The organism is Aeromonas sp. RU39B (assembly GCF_900156095.1).
Classification (GTDB): domain Bacteria; phylum Pseudomonadota; class Gammaproteobacteria; order Enterobacterales; family Aeromonadaceae; genus Aeromonas.
On sequence record NZ_FTMJ01000004.1, the window covers coordinates 1 to 16,449 of the forward strand.

General features: G+C 56.2%; 9 protein-coding genes and 5 tRNA genes. 10 read left to right on the forward strand and 4 right to left on the reverse strand.

Annotation, left to right across the window (positions count from 1 at the left end):
• Positions 1-16: 16 nt before the first annotated feature.
• Positions 17-5,572, forward strand: a complete 5,556-nt coding sequence (locus BW958_RS07385) for an Ig-like domain-containing protein (protein ID WP_218641746.1) — start codon at positions 17-19, stop codon at positions 5,570-5,572.
• A gap of 102 nt (positions 5,573-5,674) precedes the next feature.
• Here the strand turns inward: BW958_RS07385 and BW958_RS07390 are convergent, their stop codons facing one another.
• The 3 genes from BW958_RS07390 to BW958_RS07400 form a co-directional block, all read right to left on the reverse strand.
• Entirely contained in the window at positions 5,675-5,884 is a 210-nt protein-coding gene (locus BW958_RS07390; RefSeq protein ID WP_076575103.1) for a cold-shock protein, read from the reverse strand.
• A 218-nt stretch (positions 5,885-6,102) separates the two neighbouring features.
• On the reverse strand, positions 6,103-6,705 hold the full coding sequence (locus BW958_RS07395) for a LysM-like peptidoglycan-binding domain-containing protein (protein WP_256701900.1): 603 nt from the start codon (positions 6,703-6,705) through the stop codon (positions 6,103-6,105).
• A 196-nt stretch (positions 6,706-6,901) separates the two neighbouring features.
• Positions 6,902-9,004, reverse strand: coding sequence for a methyl-accepting chemotaxis protein (locus tag BW958_RS07400; RefSeq protein WP_076575105.1), 2,103 nt, complete (start codon positions 9,002-9,004; stop codon positions 6,902-6,904).
• Positions 9,005-9,254: 250 nt separating this feature from the next.
• Between BW958_RS07400 and gltX the strand changes: the two genes are divergently transcribed.
• The 7 genes from gltX (at position 9,255) to BW958_RS07435 (ending at position 12,618) form a co-directional block, all read left to right on the forward strand.
• Positions 9,255-10,670 carry a glutamate--tRNA ligase gene (gltX, locus tag BW958_RS07405; protein WP_076575106.1) on the forward strand — a complete coding sequence of 472 codons (1,416 nt, stop codon included), beginning with the start codon at positions 9,255-9,257 and terminating at the stop codon, positions 10,668-10,670.
• 202 nt (positions 10,671-10,872) lie between these two features.
• A tRNA-Ala gene (locus BW958_RS07410) sits at positions 10,873-10,948 on the forward strand.
• A 27-nt stretch (positions 10,949-10,975) separates the two neighbouring features.
• A tRNA-Ala gene (locus BW958_RS07415) sits at positions 10,976-11,051 on the forward strand.
• Between the two features lie 50 nt (positions 11,052-11,101).
• Positions 11,102-11,177 (forward strand) — tRNA-Ala (locus BW958_RS07420).
• A gap of 47 nt (positions 11,178-11,224) precedes the next feature.
• Positions 11,225-11,300 (forward strand) — tRNA-Ala (locus BW958_RS07425).
• Between the two features lie 34 nt (positions 11,301-11,334).
• A tRNA-Ala gene (locus tag BW958_RS07430) sits at positions 11,335-11,410 on the forward strand.
• 269 nt (positions 11,411-11,679) lie between these two features.
• Positions 11,680-12,618: a chemotaxis protein CheV gene (locus BW958_RS07435; protein WP_076575107.1), complete on the forward strand. Its 939-nt coding sequence runs from the start codon at positions 11,680-11,682 to the stop codon at positions 12,616-12,618.
• Positions 12,619-12,658: 40 nt separating this feature from the next.
• Here the strand turns inward: BW958_RS07435 and BW958_RS07440 are convergent, their stop codons facing one another.
• Positions 12,659-13,270 (reverse strand): arylesterase, encoded by a 612-nt coding sequence (locus BW958_RS07440; protein WP_076575108.1) that lies wholly within the window; start codon positions 13,268-13,270, stop codon positions 12,659-12,661.
• Here BW958_RS07440 and BW958_RS07445 point away from each other — a divergent pair.
• Complete coding sequence (locus BW958_RS07445; RefSeq protein ID WP_076575109.1) at positions 13,269-13,952, forward strand: ABC transporter ATP-binding protein; 684 nt, start codon at positions 13,269-13,271, stop codon at positions 13,950-13,952. The two genes, BW958_RS07440 and BW958_RS07445, sit on opposite strands and share 2 nt — an antisense overlap.
• On the forward strand, positions 13,949-16,396 hold the full coding sequence (locus BW958_RS07450) for an ABC transporter permease (RefSeq protein ID WP_083687269.1): 2,448 nt from the start codon (positions 13,949-13,951) through the stop codon (positions 16,394-16,396). Before BW958_RS07445 ends, BW958_RS07450 begins: the two co-directional genes overlap by 4 nt.
• The last annotated feature ends 53 nt before the right edge of the window (positions 16,397-16,449 follow it).

A 16,449-nucleotide genomic window follows, 5' to 3' on the forward strand; every position in this document is an offset into this window, starting at 1 on the left:
TGCGCAGAGCATTGCGGTGACCAACGGCACGGTGGAGATTGCGGCCGACGGCAGCATCAGCTTTGTGCCTGCGGCCAACTTCAACGGCGAGATCAGCTTTGACTACGTGGCCCGGGACGCCGATGGCGATACCGACACGGCCACGGTCAGCATCCAGGTGGCGGCCCAGAACGATTTTCCTACTATTTCTGGCCCTGGCAGTGTGGTGACGACTGAAGATACTCCACATGTGTTCACATGGGCAGAATTTAAGGCGACGGATGTAGACACCGATACTACAGGGTTGAGTGTGGTCATTAACGCCTCTTCGCTACAAGGCGGTGGTGCCCTGCAGCAATATATTAATGGCGCCTGGGTCACCTTGACGGGATCCGTCACGATTACACAAGCAGAGGTAGCTGCGGGTCACTTGCGGTTTGTTCCGGCTGAGGATGCCTCGGGTTCGAACTCTTATTCCGGAACTGGCGTCGGCGATCAGCAAGCTGACTATGCCAAGTTCAGTTATCAGGTTACCGATGGTTCATCGACCAGTGACAGTGCATCGATGAGTGTCGATGTCACTGCTGTGGCGGATGCCCCGTCTTTGACTCTTGCTCTTACCGATAGTGGTACAACAACGGGTAGTGGTAGTGCGCTGGTTATCAATCTGGGTTCTGCCGGTACAGTCGTTATCAGCAATCACGCAGTTGTCAGTGAGACGATCAGTGGTGAAGTTATTACGTATGGTGGTAGCAACACGAGCTGGAGCAGTACCTCAAGCAATCCGTTAGGCTCCGAGCACAAAGTCGATGTGGTGGCTGTTATCGGTGAACATTACTTCACGGGTTTTAATGGCCAGAACACCGACTACATCTACTTTGACAAGGATGCATCCCACTACACGCTGAGTGGCGTCAATACCCATACCGGTTCGGGAACTGATGGCCAGATCACGGATAAAGACACTGGCAAGACCATGTCGTTTAACAATATTGCCGGGATTATTTTTGCTGATGGCACCGTAGTACCTGCTTCTGCCGAGGTAACAACCAGCTTTACTGACACGACTCACCTGTACAATCTGTCGATCTCTGCCGGGCTGACAGACACCGACGGCAGTGAAACACTATCGGTGATTACGCTCAGTGGTATTCCGTCATCCATCACGCTGACCGCTGGCTACAAGGATAGTAACGGTAACTGGATTCTGACCCAGAGCCAGTTAAATGGCCTGCAAATGAAGGTTCCATCCAGCTACACCAGCTCGTTTGTGCTGACCGCTAGCGTCACATCAACAGAAAGCAGTAATGGTGATAGCGAAACCACGACTCAATCCATCACTGTGGCGCTGACACACAATGATGCGCCTGTTGCAGTTAGCGATACCGGTAGTGTGAATGAAGATGCCACACTGACCGTCGCGGCGGGGCAGGGGGTGCTGGCTAATGATCATGATGCCAATCAGGATTCGCTGCAGGTAACTGCAGTGCGTACTGGTTCTGAAAGCAGCTCAGGTAATGCAGGTACTATTGGTTCTGCGCTGGCTGGTACCTACGGCACCTTGATTTTGAATGCTGATGGCAGCTACAGCTACGTGGCTGACAAGGATGCGGCTGACCAACTCAAAGCCGGACAAACGGCGACCGATTCGTTCACCTACACCGTCAGTGATGGTAAGGGAGGAACGGATACTGCGACCCTGACGATTACCGTGACCGGGACCAATGACGGTCCCATAGCAGCCAATGACACCGGTAGTGTCAATGAAGATGCCACGCTGAGCGTGTCTGCCAGCGCAGGTGTGCTGGCTAATGACTCGGATGTGGATGGTGGCACGCTGACGGTGATTGCGGTGAGAACGGGTACAGAAACCGGCACCGGCACCAGTGGTACTGTGGGGACTGCGTTGTCGGGTACCTATGGCACCCTCACCTTGAATGCCAACGGTAGCTACAGCTACGTGGCTGACAAGGATGCGGCTGACCAACTCAAAGCCGGACAAACGGCGACCGATTCGTTCACCTACACCGTCAGTGATGGTAAGGGAGGAACGGATACTGCGACGCTGACGATTACTGTGACTGGGACGAATGACGGTCCGGTCGCTGTCAATGACACGGGTAGTGTCAATGAAGATGCCACGCTGAGCGTGTCTGCCAGCGCAGGTGTGCTGGCTAATGACTCGGATGTAGATGGTGGCACGCTGACGGTGATTGCGGTGAGAACGGGTACAGAAACCGGCACCGGCACCAGTGGTACTGTGGGGACCTCGTTGTCGGGTACCTATGGCACCCTCACCTTGAATGCCAACGGTAGCTACAGCTACGTGGCTGACAAGGATGCGGCTGACCAACTCAAAGCCGGACAAACAGCGACAGAGACGTTCACCTATACCGTGAGCGATGGCCAGGGTGGCACCGATACAGCCACATTGACCATTACCGTGACGGGTACCAATGATGCTCCGGTTGTGGCAACCACCAATGCTCACCTCTCTGAGGAGGGGCTTGCGGGCGGAAACAAGGACGCAGTAGGAACATCTGATCAAGGTGATAGCGCAGCAGCGACGGGGTCGATCAAGGTCACCGATGTGGATGGGGACAGCGCGAAGGTCACATTGACGGGCCCGAGCGGACTGACGTCGCATGGTACTGCAGTTACTTGGAGCTGGAACGCCGACACGTTGACACTGGTTGGTGTGGCAGGCACTACCACTGTAATGACGGTTGTGTTGAGTCTGACCAGTGCCAACACCTGGAGTTATACCGTTACTCAGAGTGCTTCGCTGGATCATGCCGATAAGTCAGTAGAGGACGTGCTGAACCTGACCATCGGTGTATCGGTTGATGACCAGCATGGTTCAACGGTGGGTAGTTCGTTTGTGGTGAGCGTTGAGGATGATTCTCCGACTCTGACCGATAGTAGCGGGACGGCAACAAGTCTGACGTCGGCGCCGACCGTCTTGTCGGGGACCTATAGTTTGACCGGCTATAGCGGTTCACACAGCGAGATTGATTTTAAGGGTTTTACTATTACTGCCACTGGCTTTGGTGGTGGAACCACCAGTGCCACTACTATGACCAAGGTCGATCTGTTTGGCACCAGTGCCGGGATCGGTGTGGCCAGTACCAACGAACCCTATTATGACCTCGATAGCGAAGTTGATTACCGTCTTTTTAAAGACGGAACTGGTGCCTCAGAACAAATCGTGGTGCAGCTGGACAATAATACGTTGGCTTATGGGGTCACACTCGACCTGAGTTATTTCTTCTCGACCGATTCCGGCGGTGCTGAAATTGGTGTGATTGAGTTTTGGCGTAATGGTGTGCTGGTCGCTAGCAACAGATTCTCGTCTAATTCGGTCAGCGGTCAGTACGATGCCAGCTTTACCTATGCAGAGGGCGGTTTTGATAAGGTCATTATCAAGGCTGCCAATAATGGTAATGGATATGGTGATAACAGTGATTTCACGGTCAAGGGCATCAGCTTTATTGGTGTATCCGAGGCGGCGATTGCCTACACCTCCGGACAGGTATCAACCAGTGCTGGCGCCGATGGTCTGAAGTCACTGGTATTGGCCGGGACGGATGAAACCGGGCTAACGACTGCAGCCGGTGAAGCGGTGACGGTGACGCAAAGTGGAAATACCATCACAGGGAAGGATGATTCCGGTGATTTGGTCTTTACCTTGCAATTTACTCCCAGCACAGGCCAATGGGATTTTTATCAATATCAGAAGATGACCGCCACTTCTGATGGAGATTTGGATTTCAAGGTCACCATTACTGACTCCGATGGCGACAGTTACACCGGAGCGATCTCGGTGACACCACAACTGAGTTATGTGGTCACAGAAGGAACTGCTGGGAATAACAGCTATACCCTGACCAATGCTCAAGACCTGGTGGTGGGCGATCAAGATGGCAGCGTGGTTGTTCCTGGTAAGAGCTACAACATTGCCTTTATTGTCGATAGTTCTGGCAGTATTGGTGATGGTTCAATGACGACCATCAAGGACCAACTGAAATCTATTTTCACCTCGCTGAAGGAGAGCGTAGGGGCGGATGGAAGTGGCACCGTCAATATCATGCTGGTTGATTTTGATACCATGACCCACTCAACTGTCAGTGTAAATTTGAAAGATAGCAGTGCGCTCAGTAAGTTGCAGGCGGTGATTGACAGCATGAGCAGTGGCGGCGGAACTAACTATGAGGATGCTTTCCAAACAGTGGCAAACTGGTTCAGTAGTTCAGCAATTAAAGCCAATACGGGGGCCAGTAATATCACCTACTTTATTACTGATGGTAAACCCACTTACTATGTTGAGAGTCAAGGCGACGATCCGATAATAGCCTACAACTGGTGGGGGAATGCAATTTATCTTAGTGATGTAACTAAGAACACATATGTTCCTGGCCAAGTCTATAAAATCGGGGATTTTGTGGTGATCGACGCCTCCGGTGCCGTATATGAATACGAGCGTGATAATAATGTGGATGGTTATGTTCGCTCTGATGGCCATGGTGGTTATGTCTATTACTCGATCGGTGGCAATGGTAATACTACAACTAATACAGTTACCACGAATTCGGAAGATGGCTTCTCACTATTGACTCGTCTGGGGGTTAAAGTTGAGGCAATAGGTATTGGTGATAGTATCTCGACGGATGATCTGAAAAAATATGATTCAGATGGTGTGTTGCATACTGGTGTGGATGTCAAAAATCTTGCCACTACAATCCTCGGCACTTCGGTGCAAACCCTGCCGGGTAGCGATACCCTGCACGGTGGTGCCGGTAATGACATTATCTTTGGTGACGCAGTGCACTTTAGTGGCGTTGATGGACAGGGCGATACGGCACTGAAAAACTATGTTGCCAGTGCGACCGGTGTCAGTGCCAGCGCCGTCACCGATGAGCAGGTGCATACCTATATCACCAACCATGCCAGCGACTTTGATCAATCCTTCAGTAATGATCAGGGCGATCAACTGTATGGGGATGATGGTAATGACATCCTGTTTGGCCAGGGCGGTGATGATTCGCTGTGGGGAGGCAGTGGCAATGATCTGTTGTTTGGTGGCTCGGGGGCTGACAAGCTCTATGGTGAGGTCGGCAGTGATAGCCTTTACGGTGGCAGCGGTAATGACACGCTCGATGGTGGCGCGGGTGCCGATACCCTGCAAGGCGGTCTGGGTAACGACATTCTGACTGGTAGCGGCGACGCTGATACATTCGTCTGGAAACAGGGTGATGCCACAACGTCGGCGCCGGCCAAAGATACCATTACTGATTTCAACAAATCGGAGGGAGACAAACTCGATTTGTCCGATTTGCTGGATCATGACGGTAGCAAGGGTATTACCGAGCTCAAGTCACTGCTCTCTATCGATGAACAGTCTGATGGTGTCCATGTGCATGTGAAGGCCAGCGCCAGTTCGACTACCGACGTGCAGGAAATCGTGCTGCAAAATACCAAACTGTCGACGTTGGTATCCGATACCTCCCTGTTGAGTGGGTCTAGTTCGGAAATATCCAGTAAGGTGATCGACGATTTGGTTAATCACTCAATACTTAATATTGACAAGCATTAATAACAAGAGCGGCAGACTATTCTGCCGCTCCGTTTAATGCCTGTTTTCAGGTATAAAAAAAGAGGAGTCATACTCCTCTTTTTTATTTCACCGACTAAGTAGTCAGAGGAGGGTCACGTTCTCAGCCTGCGGGCCTTTTTTGCCTTGGGTCACAGTGAACTGGACCTTTTGGCCTTCAGCCAGGGTCTTGAAACCGGCGGCCTGGATGGAAGAGAAGTGAACGAAAACGTCCGGACCCTGAGACTGCTCAATGAAGCCAAAGCCCTTGGTCTCGTTGAACCATTTTACTTGGCCGGTGCGAATATCAGACATGTGTCAATCCTATCAATAACAAAGGTACACAGACCCTGTGATGGGGTCACAACATCTCAAGACCTGGCGGTTAGTCATTGGTAAACGCACTAATCCCTGTCCCAAGCGCAATCGATTCTACGGGGGAGGTATGACAAGTCAAAGAAAGGATTATGGTTTTTTGAGCAAGCTAAAAATATTGATAAAAAGGGGAGAGTGATTCTCCCCTGATCGGGGGGTTAGCGGTTGCGAATTTCCTTTTGGACAAACCCCTCTTTGTCACGTTCATAGCGATAGGTTGCTTCGTCGTGGTCACGGATTTCGACGCGCTGAATTCGTCCCTGATTGTCGAGCAGAATATTCACACTTTTCCCTGCTGGCAGGCGGGTTAGCGGACGATCGGGGCCCTCAATGGCCACCAAGCGGCTCATTTCCGCTCCCGGTAGCTTGAAGTTGCGGAAAACGGTAAACAGCGTTTCTCCAGCGCTGATATCGTGATTGAGCCAGCGCCAGCCTGCGGGCAGTTGCTCTACCGGCTTGGGTTTGGCTTGGACCGTCTGTCCGGCTGGTGTTTGCTGCGCTTCTACCGGTACGGCAATCGGAACCGCCAACGATCCTGAGGGGGCTTGCGCCGCCGTCGCGTCAACCGCAGCCGGTTGCCAGGCCAATACGCCCAACCAAACGGGAATCAGGATCAGCAGCGCGATGGTATGAGTACGGGGGAGCAGCCGCCAGCGGACAGCGAACGCAAAGCGTGAGGCGGGGCGTGTATCGGGAGCACTCTCCTTGCTCACGGCTTTCGGGGTCGGAGCCTGGCGCTGTTCACGCCACTTTTGCGCCATGGTTTGAATGCGTTGTAACAGGGATCCCTCTGTAGGCGCACGGTGTCCCTGTCTGGCCCTTCTGTTCTGGCCACGGGGTCGGCGATCCGGAGTTGGCACAGCTTTTTCCTCTTCTGGTATTGCCCGGACAGGCGAATTTGCCACTTATGTTAAACGGACTCGCCCCCGAGGGGGAGAGCCCGTGGAGGAAAAATGCTTATTGTAGGCGGAATTGGGCGAGCAGTTTTTGCAGTTGTTCTGCCGCCTGACGCAGAGCCTGACTGGCTTGCGCCGTCTGGGTTGCATCTTTGGCTATCTCGACTGCCAGTGCGTTAGTCTTTGACAGATTGCCTGAAACCGTCTCGGAAACCGTGCTCTGCTCCTCGGCGGCAGAAGCAATCTGATAGGTCATGTCATTGATGGTGGAGATGGACTGGTAGATATGACCCAGCGCCTCTTCGGCCTGATCTGCTTCGCCGACGGCTTGCTCAGTCAGTTGTCGGCTGTGGCTAATGGCCTGCACCGCATTGTCCGAGCTGTGACGGATCTTCTCGATAAGCTCCTGGGTGTTTTGCACGGCTTGCTGGGTATGACCGGCAAGCTTGCGTACCTCATCGGCCACTACGGCAAAGCCACGCCCTTGTTCGCCGGCGCGAGCCGCTTCGATAGCAGCATTGAGTGCCAGCAGGTTGGTTTGATCGGCTATGCCCTGAATCACCGTCAAGATGCTAGTGATCTGCTCGCTGTCATGGGCCAGGCTGGCAACCACTTCGGCGCCACGTCCGGCTTCGGTGGCAACCTTGTGCATCGACTCAATCATCTGGTTGAAACGCGTTTTTCCCTGCTCGGCAGATTGCTGGGCCTGTTTGGCTGAGTTGGCGGTGCTGTTGGCGTGAGTCGCTACCTCCTGGCTGACGTAAGACATCTCCTGTACGGCGGTGAGCATTTGATCCATCTCGGCCTGATGGTGCTGCAGGTTTTCGTCGGTTCTGGCAGCAATCTGGTCGGTCTCGCCGGCATGACGACCGACGTCGCCAGCGGTGGCCAGCACACTGCCCAGCAGGTACTGTAGCTTGTCGATGAAGCGGTTGATTCCCTTGGCCAGTGCGCCCAGCTCATCGACCGAACCAGTGCTCAGGCGCTTGGTCAGATCCCCTTCACCATCGGCAATGTCATCGACCAACAGCACCATCTGCCGAATGGGGCCGGTGATGTTGCGGGCAATCAGGGCCATGATCAGCAGCGACAGGAACAGCACCACGAGCGCACCAATCAGCTGCTGGGTGACGGCCTGTTGGTTCATCTCATCCAGTTGGTTTTCCAGGCGTTCGGCGTCGGCGAGCACCACGTTATAGGGCAGGGTCACGAGAATGGCCCAGTTGCGTGCCAGCCCCGGTACGGCAATAGGAACGGAGATGCGAAACGCGCCATCCAACTCTTCGCGTTGCACGTCATTGGAGAGATAGCGGCGCCACTCTGTGCCAAGCACATTGCTGGCATGTTGCCCCAGCTTGCTCTCATCACCACTGGTCCCGGTTACTACGCCAGCCGCACTGATGATCAGCGTTTCGCCCTGGCCCCCATAGATGTTGCTGTTGAGGGTTGTAGCCTGTTGGCTGAGAGCGCTGATCTCAAGGTCTGCCGCAGCGATACCGCGAAATTGACCATTGACCATGATGGGAGTGGTGATGGTACTCACCAGCACCTTCTTGCCATTGATATCCACCTGGAAGGGATCAACCAGGCAGGGGCGTCCTTCTTGCTTGGGGCAGGCGTAGTAGTCGTTGGCCGGATTGCCAAAGTCATCCTTCTCGCTCTTCTCGATGGAAAGCAGTAAGTCGGCGCCGATCTTGTCGCCATCTTTATAGAAATAGGGGACAAAGCGCCCCTTCTCATCACTGCCACTGGCTGCTTGACCGGCAAAGGTAGCGTCCTGGCCATCAAAGCCATTGGGCTCAAAGCCGGCAAAACTGCCGTAAATCGAGCTATCGAGCGTGAGCTGGCTGTGCAGCAGAGTGATGACATCCTGACGGGTCAGGGTCAGCTTGCCTTGCTGCTGCAACGAGAGAGTGGCAGCCAGTTGCTGGGTATAAGAGAGATTCTTTTGCAGCAGCTGGGTGATGTGGGCAGCTTCGGCGCGGGCGTTGGCGGTGACTTTCTGCCACGCCTCGTTTTTCAGCACCTCGCGGCTGGAGCTGGTGGTCAATTGCCGGGTCTGCTGGCCTGAGTGATAGTTCAGCAGAATAAGAAGGGTAAGGGCGGCCGTCATGGCAACGCCGGCCAGCACCAGAATTCTGGTCTGGATTGAGCGGAACTGCATCCCGTGGTCCTCTAGGCTCAGTATTTTGTTTTATTAAAGTATCCGATTCGCAAATAAAGCGTCGGAAAGCAAGGAGTGGCTAGCTAATCGTAAAATCGCACTTCGTGTTGAGATCATGCTCAAAAAATCTATTGCCGACGATGCGGCGGGAAAAGCTGCAGCGGCTTTTCCCATCTGCTTGAGCAGGTGGTAAAATGCCGCGGTTTTTAAGGCGAATCGGCCCCCGGGGCCCCCACGACAAGGCTTAACCATGAAAGTCAAAACCCGTTTTGCTCCCAGCCCGACCGGCTTCCTGCACGTCGGTGGCGCTCGTACCGCACTCTATTCCTGGCTGTTCGCCCGCAATCAGGGCGGTGAATTCGTGCTGCGTATCGAGGATACCGACCTGGAACGTTCGACCCAGGAGGCTATCGACGCCATCATCGAAGGGATGGAGTGGCTGGGACTGGGTTGGGACGAGGGCCCCTACTATCAGACCAAGCGTTTTGACCGCTATAACGGCCTGATCGACGAAATGCTGGCCGATGGTCGCGCTTACAAGTGCTACTGCTCGAAAGAGCGCCTCGAAGCGCTGCGCGAAGAGCAGATGGCCAACGGCGAGAAGCCGCGCTATGACGGCAAATGCCGTGACCACGCCCACCATCATGGCGACGATGAGTCGCACGTTATCCGTTTCCGTAACCCAACCGAAGGTTCCGTGGTGTTCGATGATCACGTCCGTGGCCGCATCGAGTTTGCCAACACTGAGCTTGATGATCTGATCATCCGCCGCTCTGATGGCGCGCCGACCTACAACTTCTGCGTTGTGGTCGATGACTGGGATATGGAGATCACCCACGTGGTGCGTGGTGAAGATCACATCAACAACACCCCGCGCCAGATCAACATCTACAAGGCGCTGCAGGCGCCGGTGCCGGAGTTTGCCCACGTCTCCATGATCCTGGGTGACGATGGAGCCAAGCTCTCCAAGCGCCACGGCGCAGTCTCGGTCATGCAGTACCGTGACGATGGCTACCTGCCGGAGGCGCTGCTCAACTATCTGGTACGTCTGGGTTGGTCTCATGGCGATCAGGAAATTTTTAGCCTGGACGAGATGATCAAGCTGTTCCGCCTTGATGCCATCTCCAAGTCGGCGTCTGCGTTTAACACCGACAAACTGCTGTGGCTGAACAACCACTACATGCGCACGCTGGATCCGGCCTACGTGGCCAAGCATCTGGCATGGCATATGGCCGATCAGAAGATCGACACCAGCCATGGCCCCGCCCTGACCGACGTCATCACTCTGCTGGCCGAGCGCTGCAATACCCTGCGTGAACTGGCTGCCCAAAGCCGTTACTTCTTCGAAGAGTACGAAGCGCTTGACGAAGCGGCTGCCAAGAAGCACCTGCGTGGTGTGGCGGCTGAGCCGTTGGCACTGGCCAAGCAGAAGCTGGCTGCATTGGAGAGCTGGACGACCGAGTCTTTGCACGAAGTGATTGAAGCCACTGCCGCTGAGCTGGGTCAGGGCATGGGCAAGGTCGGCATGCCGCTTCGCGTGGCGGTAACCGGTCTGGGCCAGTCTCCTTCCATCGACGCCGTGATGGCGCTGGTTGGTAAGGACCGCGTGCTGGCTCGTATCGACCGCGCGCTGGCTTATATCAGTGAGCGTATGGCTGCCGAATAAGGCATCGATTGCGTTACAAGGGCTCTGCGGAGCCCTTTTTCGTCGCTGCCGATTACGGCGTGGTTTGGCTAAGCCTAAGTGATTGCTCGAAAAATGGCTGAACGCACCGCGCCGGATGTTTTAAGGGTTGACATCAAATGGGGCGATGCCTATCATGCGCCTCCGTTGCCGGTTGTAATAGGCCGACAATGCCGAGGTGAGTGGGGTTATAGCTCAGCTGGGAGAGCGCTTGCATGGCATGCAAGAGGTCCGCGGTTCGATCCCGCGTAGCTCCACCAAATTCTCCTCGGATTATCTGGAACGCTGGGGTTATAGCTCAGCTGGGAGAGCGCTTGCATGGCATGCAAGAGGTCCGCGGTTCGATCCCGCGTAGCTCCACCAGGTTCCGGATGCCCAGGGCAGTGTGGTGTGTACACCCAAGCCAACCTTGTGGGGTTATAGCTCAGCTGGGAGAGCGCTTGCATGGCATGCAAGAGGTCCGCGGTTCGATCCCGCGTAGCTCCACCATTATTTAGGTAGACGGCCGCCAGAACCGTTTATCGAGTGCCGAATTTGGGGTTATAGCTCAGCTGGGAGAGCGCTTGCATGGCATGCAAGAGGTCTGCGGTTCGATCCCGCGTAGCTCCACCAAATTCAGAACGATGTATCGTCGTCCACACATATCGGGGTTATAGCTCAGCTGGGAGAGCGCTTGCATGGCATGCAAGAGGTCCGCGGTTCGATCCCGCGTAGCTCCACCATATCGAAGGCCACCGCATCGCGGTGGCCTTTTGTTTTTCTGCTTTCGGCCGATATCCATGCAAACAGGCAGGTTTGTCGGTGGCAGGCTCAGTTTTTCCTCCGCTTTCGTCGCTATGCTATGCCAGAGGTTCTCTCTGCGATGCAGGTAGTTGGCTGGCTCGCTGGCAGAAAGCGTGTCTTGGGGTCAATCCCGGGAAAAAGCCTCTGACTTTCCCACAATGGTGACTCTATACTAGAGATCGTCCGATGACCGAATGGAAGTGACTGTATGGCAAGCATATTGGATTCAGTAGATCAACGAACCCAACTGGTTGGCGAAAACCGGCTTGAACTCTTGATGTTCCGCCTTGGAAACCGCCAGATGTTTGCTATCAACGTGTTCAAGGTGCGTGAAGTGGTCAAGATGCCGCCCCTGAACCGGATGCCGGGTTCCCATCCCCATATTTGCGGTGTGGCCAATATTCGTGGCACCTCGATCCCGGTGATCAATTTGCGTGGGGCCATCGGTCTGCGCGCCATTGAAATGGGTCAGGAAGCCAATCTTATCATCACCGAATACAACCGCTCGGTGCAGGGCTTCCTGGTCGGTCAGGTGGCCCACATCATCAACATGAGCTGGAAGGAGATCCTGCCGCCGCCCAAAACGGCAGGGCGTGCCAACTATCTGACGGCGATTACCCGGGTTGAAGAGAAAGGCGTTGAGGAGATCGTCGAGATCATCGACGTGGAGAAGGTGCTGGCCGAGATCGTCACCTATGACGTCTCCATCTCCGAAGAGGTTCTCGACAAAGAGCTGTTGCCGCAGATGACCGGCCGTAAGGTGCTGATCGTCGATGACTCCAGCACCGCCCGTGCCCAGGTGCGCGATACGCTGGCCCAACTCGGCCTGCAAGTCATTGAATGCCATGATGGCCGGCAGGCGCTTGACCTGCTCAAAGGCTGGTGTGATGCGGGCAAGAAGGTCAATGACGAGATCCTGCTGATGATTACCGATGCCGAGATGCCGGAAATGGATGGCTATCGCCTGACTCACGAGGTGCGCAGCGATCCGCGTATGTCCGATCTGTTTATCACCCTCAACACCTCGTTAAGTGGCAGCTTCAACGAGGCCATGGTCAAGAAGGTGGGTTGCGACCGGTTTATCTCCAAATTCCAGCCCGATCTGCTGGTGCAGTCGGTGCAGGAGCGCCTGCGTCAGGCGAACTGATGACAGAAAGATACAGAAAGGGGCCAAATGGCCCCTTTTTTCATTGGGTACTGGTCAGCAGGGGCTCGACGAAGCGGCCGATGGTGTCACTGATCTGTGGCTGTGCTTCAGCCTTGGGATGGATGCCATCATTCATCATGAGTTCAGGGCGAAGGGCAATATCATCGAGAAAGAAAGGCATCAGTGGCAGCTGATACTGTGTCGCCAGCATAGGGTAAATCTGCTCGAACTGCTTGATATAGCGAGCGCCATAGTTGGGCGGCAGCCTGATCTGGGTCAGGATGACCTTGGTATTGGCTGCGTTGGCGGCAGTAATCATGGCTCTGAGGTTGCGCTCGGTGACGGCGGGGGGGAACCCGCGCAGACCATCGTTACCACCGAGCTCAATCAATACCCACTGTGGTTGGTGCTCGCTGAGCAGGGCAGGCAGGCGAGAGAGTGCTCCCTGGGTCGTTTCTCCACTGATGCTGGCATTGATCAGCTGATGCTCACCGCTTTGCTGCCATTTGGCGGCCAGCAGCGATGGCCAGCTTTTCTCAAGCGGCATCTGGTAGCCGGCGCTAAGGCTGTCACCGAGAACAAGCAGGCTCTGGGCCTGCGCCATTGCAATTGAACCCAACCAGAACAACACGGCAAGCAGGATACGAGGCATGACGAACACTCCCATCATCGAAGCCCAACACATTGGCAAAGAGGTGACACTCGGGCAGGAAACCCTGACCATCCTTGAAGGGATCTCGCTGCAAGTCAAGCGAGGTGAGACGGTGGCCCTGCTCGGGGCATCCGGCTCTGGCAAGTCGACGCTGCTTGGTTTGCTGGCCGGGCTGGATCTGCCCAGTGACGGTGAGATCCTGATTGAAGGGCAGCCTCTGTCCGGGCTGGATGAAGAGGGGCGGGCTCTGCTCAGAGCGCGCCATGTGGGCTTTGTGTTCCAATCCTTCCTGCTGTTGCCGACCCTGACCGCGCTGGAAAACGTCATGCTGCCCGCCGAGTTGCAGGGAGAGCGCGACAGTGAGGCTCGGGCCCGTGAACTGCTTGGCAAGGTTGGGCTGGGCGAGCGGATGAATCATCTGCCCTCACGTCTTTCCGGCGGCGAGCAGCAGCGGGTGGCCATTGCCCGCGCCTTTATGAGTCGCCCCAGCTTGCTGCTGGCTGATGAGCCAACCGGTAATCTCGATAGTCGTACTGGTGAGCGCATTATTGATCTGCTGTTTGAATTAAATCGCGAGCAGGGCACCACCTTGCTGGTTGTCACCCACGATAGCCAGTTGGCGGCGCGCTGTGAGCGGCGCTTGGTGATGAACGCCGGACGCCTGCAGGAGAGTGCTGCATGAATCGTCCCATAGCGCGTCTGGTTGTGCGTCTGCTCTATCGCGAGGGGTGGCAGGGAGAGCTGCGCTGGTTTGTGCTGGCGTTGACGCTCTGCGTGGCCTGTGTGGTGAGTGTGGCGCTGCTGGCTGACCGGCTGGATGCCGGGCTGAAATCTTCCGGGCGGGAGTTTATTGGTGGCGACCGGGTTTTAGTGGCCTCCCGGCCAGTTGATGCGCTGCAGCTTGGGCGCTGGCAACGCAGCGGCGCCGAGGTGCAGGCCACAGTGAACTTCAACACCATGCTGTTTCACGGTGAGGCACTGCAATTGGCCTCGGTGCGGGCGGTGCCAGCCGGCTTCCCTTTCTATGGCACATTGAAGATTGCGCCGCAAAGCGACATCCGTCCCGGCCAGATCTGGCTGTCTGCACGTCTAATGCAGTTACTGGCGGTGAACGCGGGTGATGCGATAGATGTGGGTAACGCCAGCCTGACGGTAGCAGGCGTGTTGCAAGAAGAGCCAGATCAGGGCTTTAGCCCTTTTCAAATGGCGCCGCGGGCGCTGGTGAGTAGTGACGATCTGGAGCGAATTGGCGCACTGCTGCCGGGCAGCCGCCAGGAGTGGCGCTATCTGCTCAAGGTGCCGCGCGAGCAGTTGGCTGAACTGGATAGGCAACGTCTGCCTCTGCCGGGTCAGCGTTGGCTGACGCCCTCTAGCAGCGATAGTCGCAGTGGCAAGACGCTGGCTAATGCCGAGCGCTTTTTCCGCTTGGCTGCGCTGACCGGGGTGCTGCTCGGCGCCCTGGCCATGGCGATCGCAGTACGCCAGTTTGCTGAGCGCCAGACCGGTATGCTGGCGCTACTCAAGACACTGGGGGCATCACGGCGCACTCTTTGGCAGCTGCTGGGCGGATTGTTGTTGGCCCTCACTCTCGTTGGAAGCGTTCTGGGACTGCTCATTGGGCTCGGGATCCAGTCTGTGATGCTAAGCCAACTCGGTGGCTTGCTACCGCCTGATCTGCCGCCGCCCTCCTGGCGCCCGTTTGCGCTGGCGCTGACCGTCGCGCTGTTTGTCACCGTGCTGCTGTCGTTTATTCCTTTCCTGCGCCTGATGCGTATCGCCCCGCTGCGAGTGCTGCGCCGTGAGATCAGCGCCGATATTCCGGCCTGGTGGGGAATCCCGCTGGCGCTTGGCGGCCTGTTTATCCTGACCTGGGTCTTTATGGGAGATGCCCTGCTGGCACTGGGCCTGATTGGCGGCATGGCCCTGCTGATGGGTCTGCTTGCACTGCTTGGCAGCGGCTTACTGCGTTTGGGACGGCGAGTGAAGGGGCCGGCACCCCTTCGTCTGGCGCTGTCTCGGATGGTGCGTGAACGCGGCAGAGGCTTGTTCCAGCTGGCCGGCTTTTCGTTGGCGCTGCTGCTGCTTGGGCTGTTGTGGGCGGTGCGCAGCGATCTGCTCGGCGATATTCGCCAGCACCTGCCGGCAGATGCGCCCAACCGTTTTCTGGTCAACCTGATGCCAGAAGAGCGCATCCCGGTGTTGGCACTGCTTAAAGAAGCCGGTGCCAGCACGTCTGATTTTTATCCTATGATCTGCGGCCGTTTGACCCACATTGCCGGCGAGCAGGTGGCAAGCGAAGGTAAACCGGGCCGACCGGGCATCGATCGTGAGTTAAATCTCACGACTGCGCCCGCGCTGCCCTTTGAAAATCGAATCGTCTCAGGGCATTGGTTGGCAGGCCCGGGTGAGGTGTCGGTGGATGCGGAGGTGGCCGCGCGGCTGGGGATCCGACTCGGTGATAAGCTCGATTTCACCATCGAGGGGCGCGATGTGTCGGCGACCGTCACCAGTCTGCGTGCTATCCGCTGGGATTCACTTAGGCCAAATTTTTACATGATCTTCTCGGAAGATGTACTCGCCTCGTTCAACCTGACCTGGATGGGCAGCTATCGGCTGCCAAGCGGGATGCAAAAGGCTGAGCTTGAATTGGTGCGTCAATATCCCACCATCAGTCTGGTGGATGTGGATGAGCTGATCCGGCGATTAACGGCGGTCTCTGATCAGGTCAGTCGCGCGCTGGGGCTGATGCTTGCCCTTATCACCGCCGCGGCGCTGCTGGTGCTGCTGGCGCAAACTCAGGCCTCGATGGCTGCCAGGCGCAGCGAACTGGTGCTGATGCGTACCTTAGGGGCGCCGGGAGCGCTGCTCTCACGCATGCTGGGCTGGGAGTTGATGGTCACTGGTGCGCTGGCCGGCGTTTGCGCGGCTGCGGTGGCAGAAGGGTGCGTCTTGTTCTTGCAGACATGGTGGTTCTCCGGCGCGGCGAGTTGGCATCTGTCGCTCTGGCTCGGGCTACCGCTTTTGGGGGCGCTGCTGGTGACGCTGGTTGGTCAGGGGTGGCGTCGCCACCTGCTCGGTGGGGTGATAGCCGGTCGCTTGCGCACCATGGGGCAGGGGCTGCTCTAATCTGGTTGTGCGCTTTATTGTGACGGCGAGGTGAGCCAGTGCTTACCTCGCCG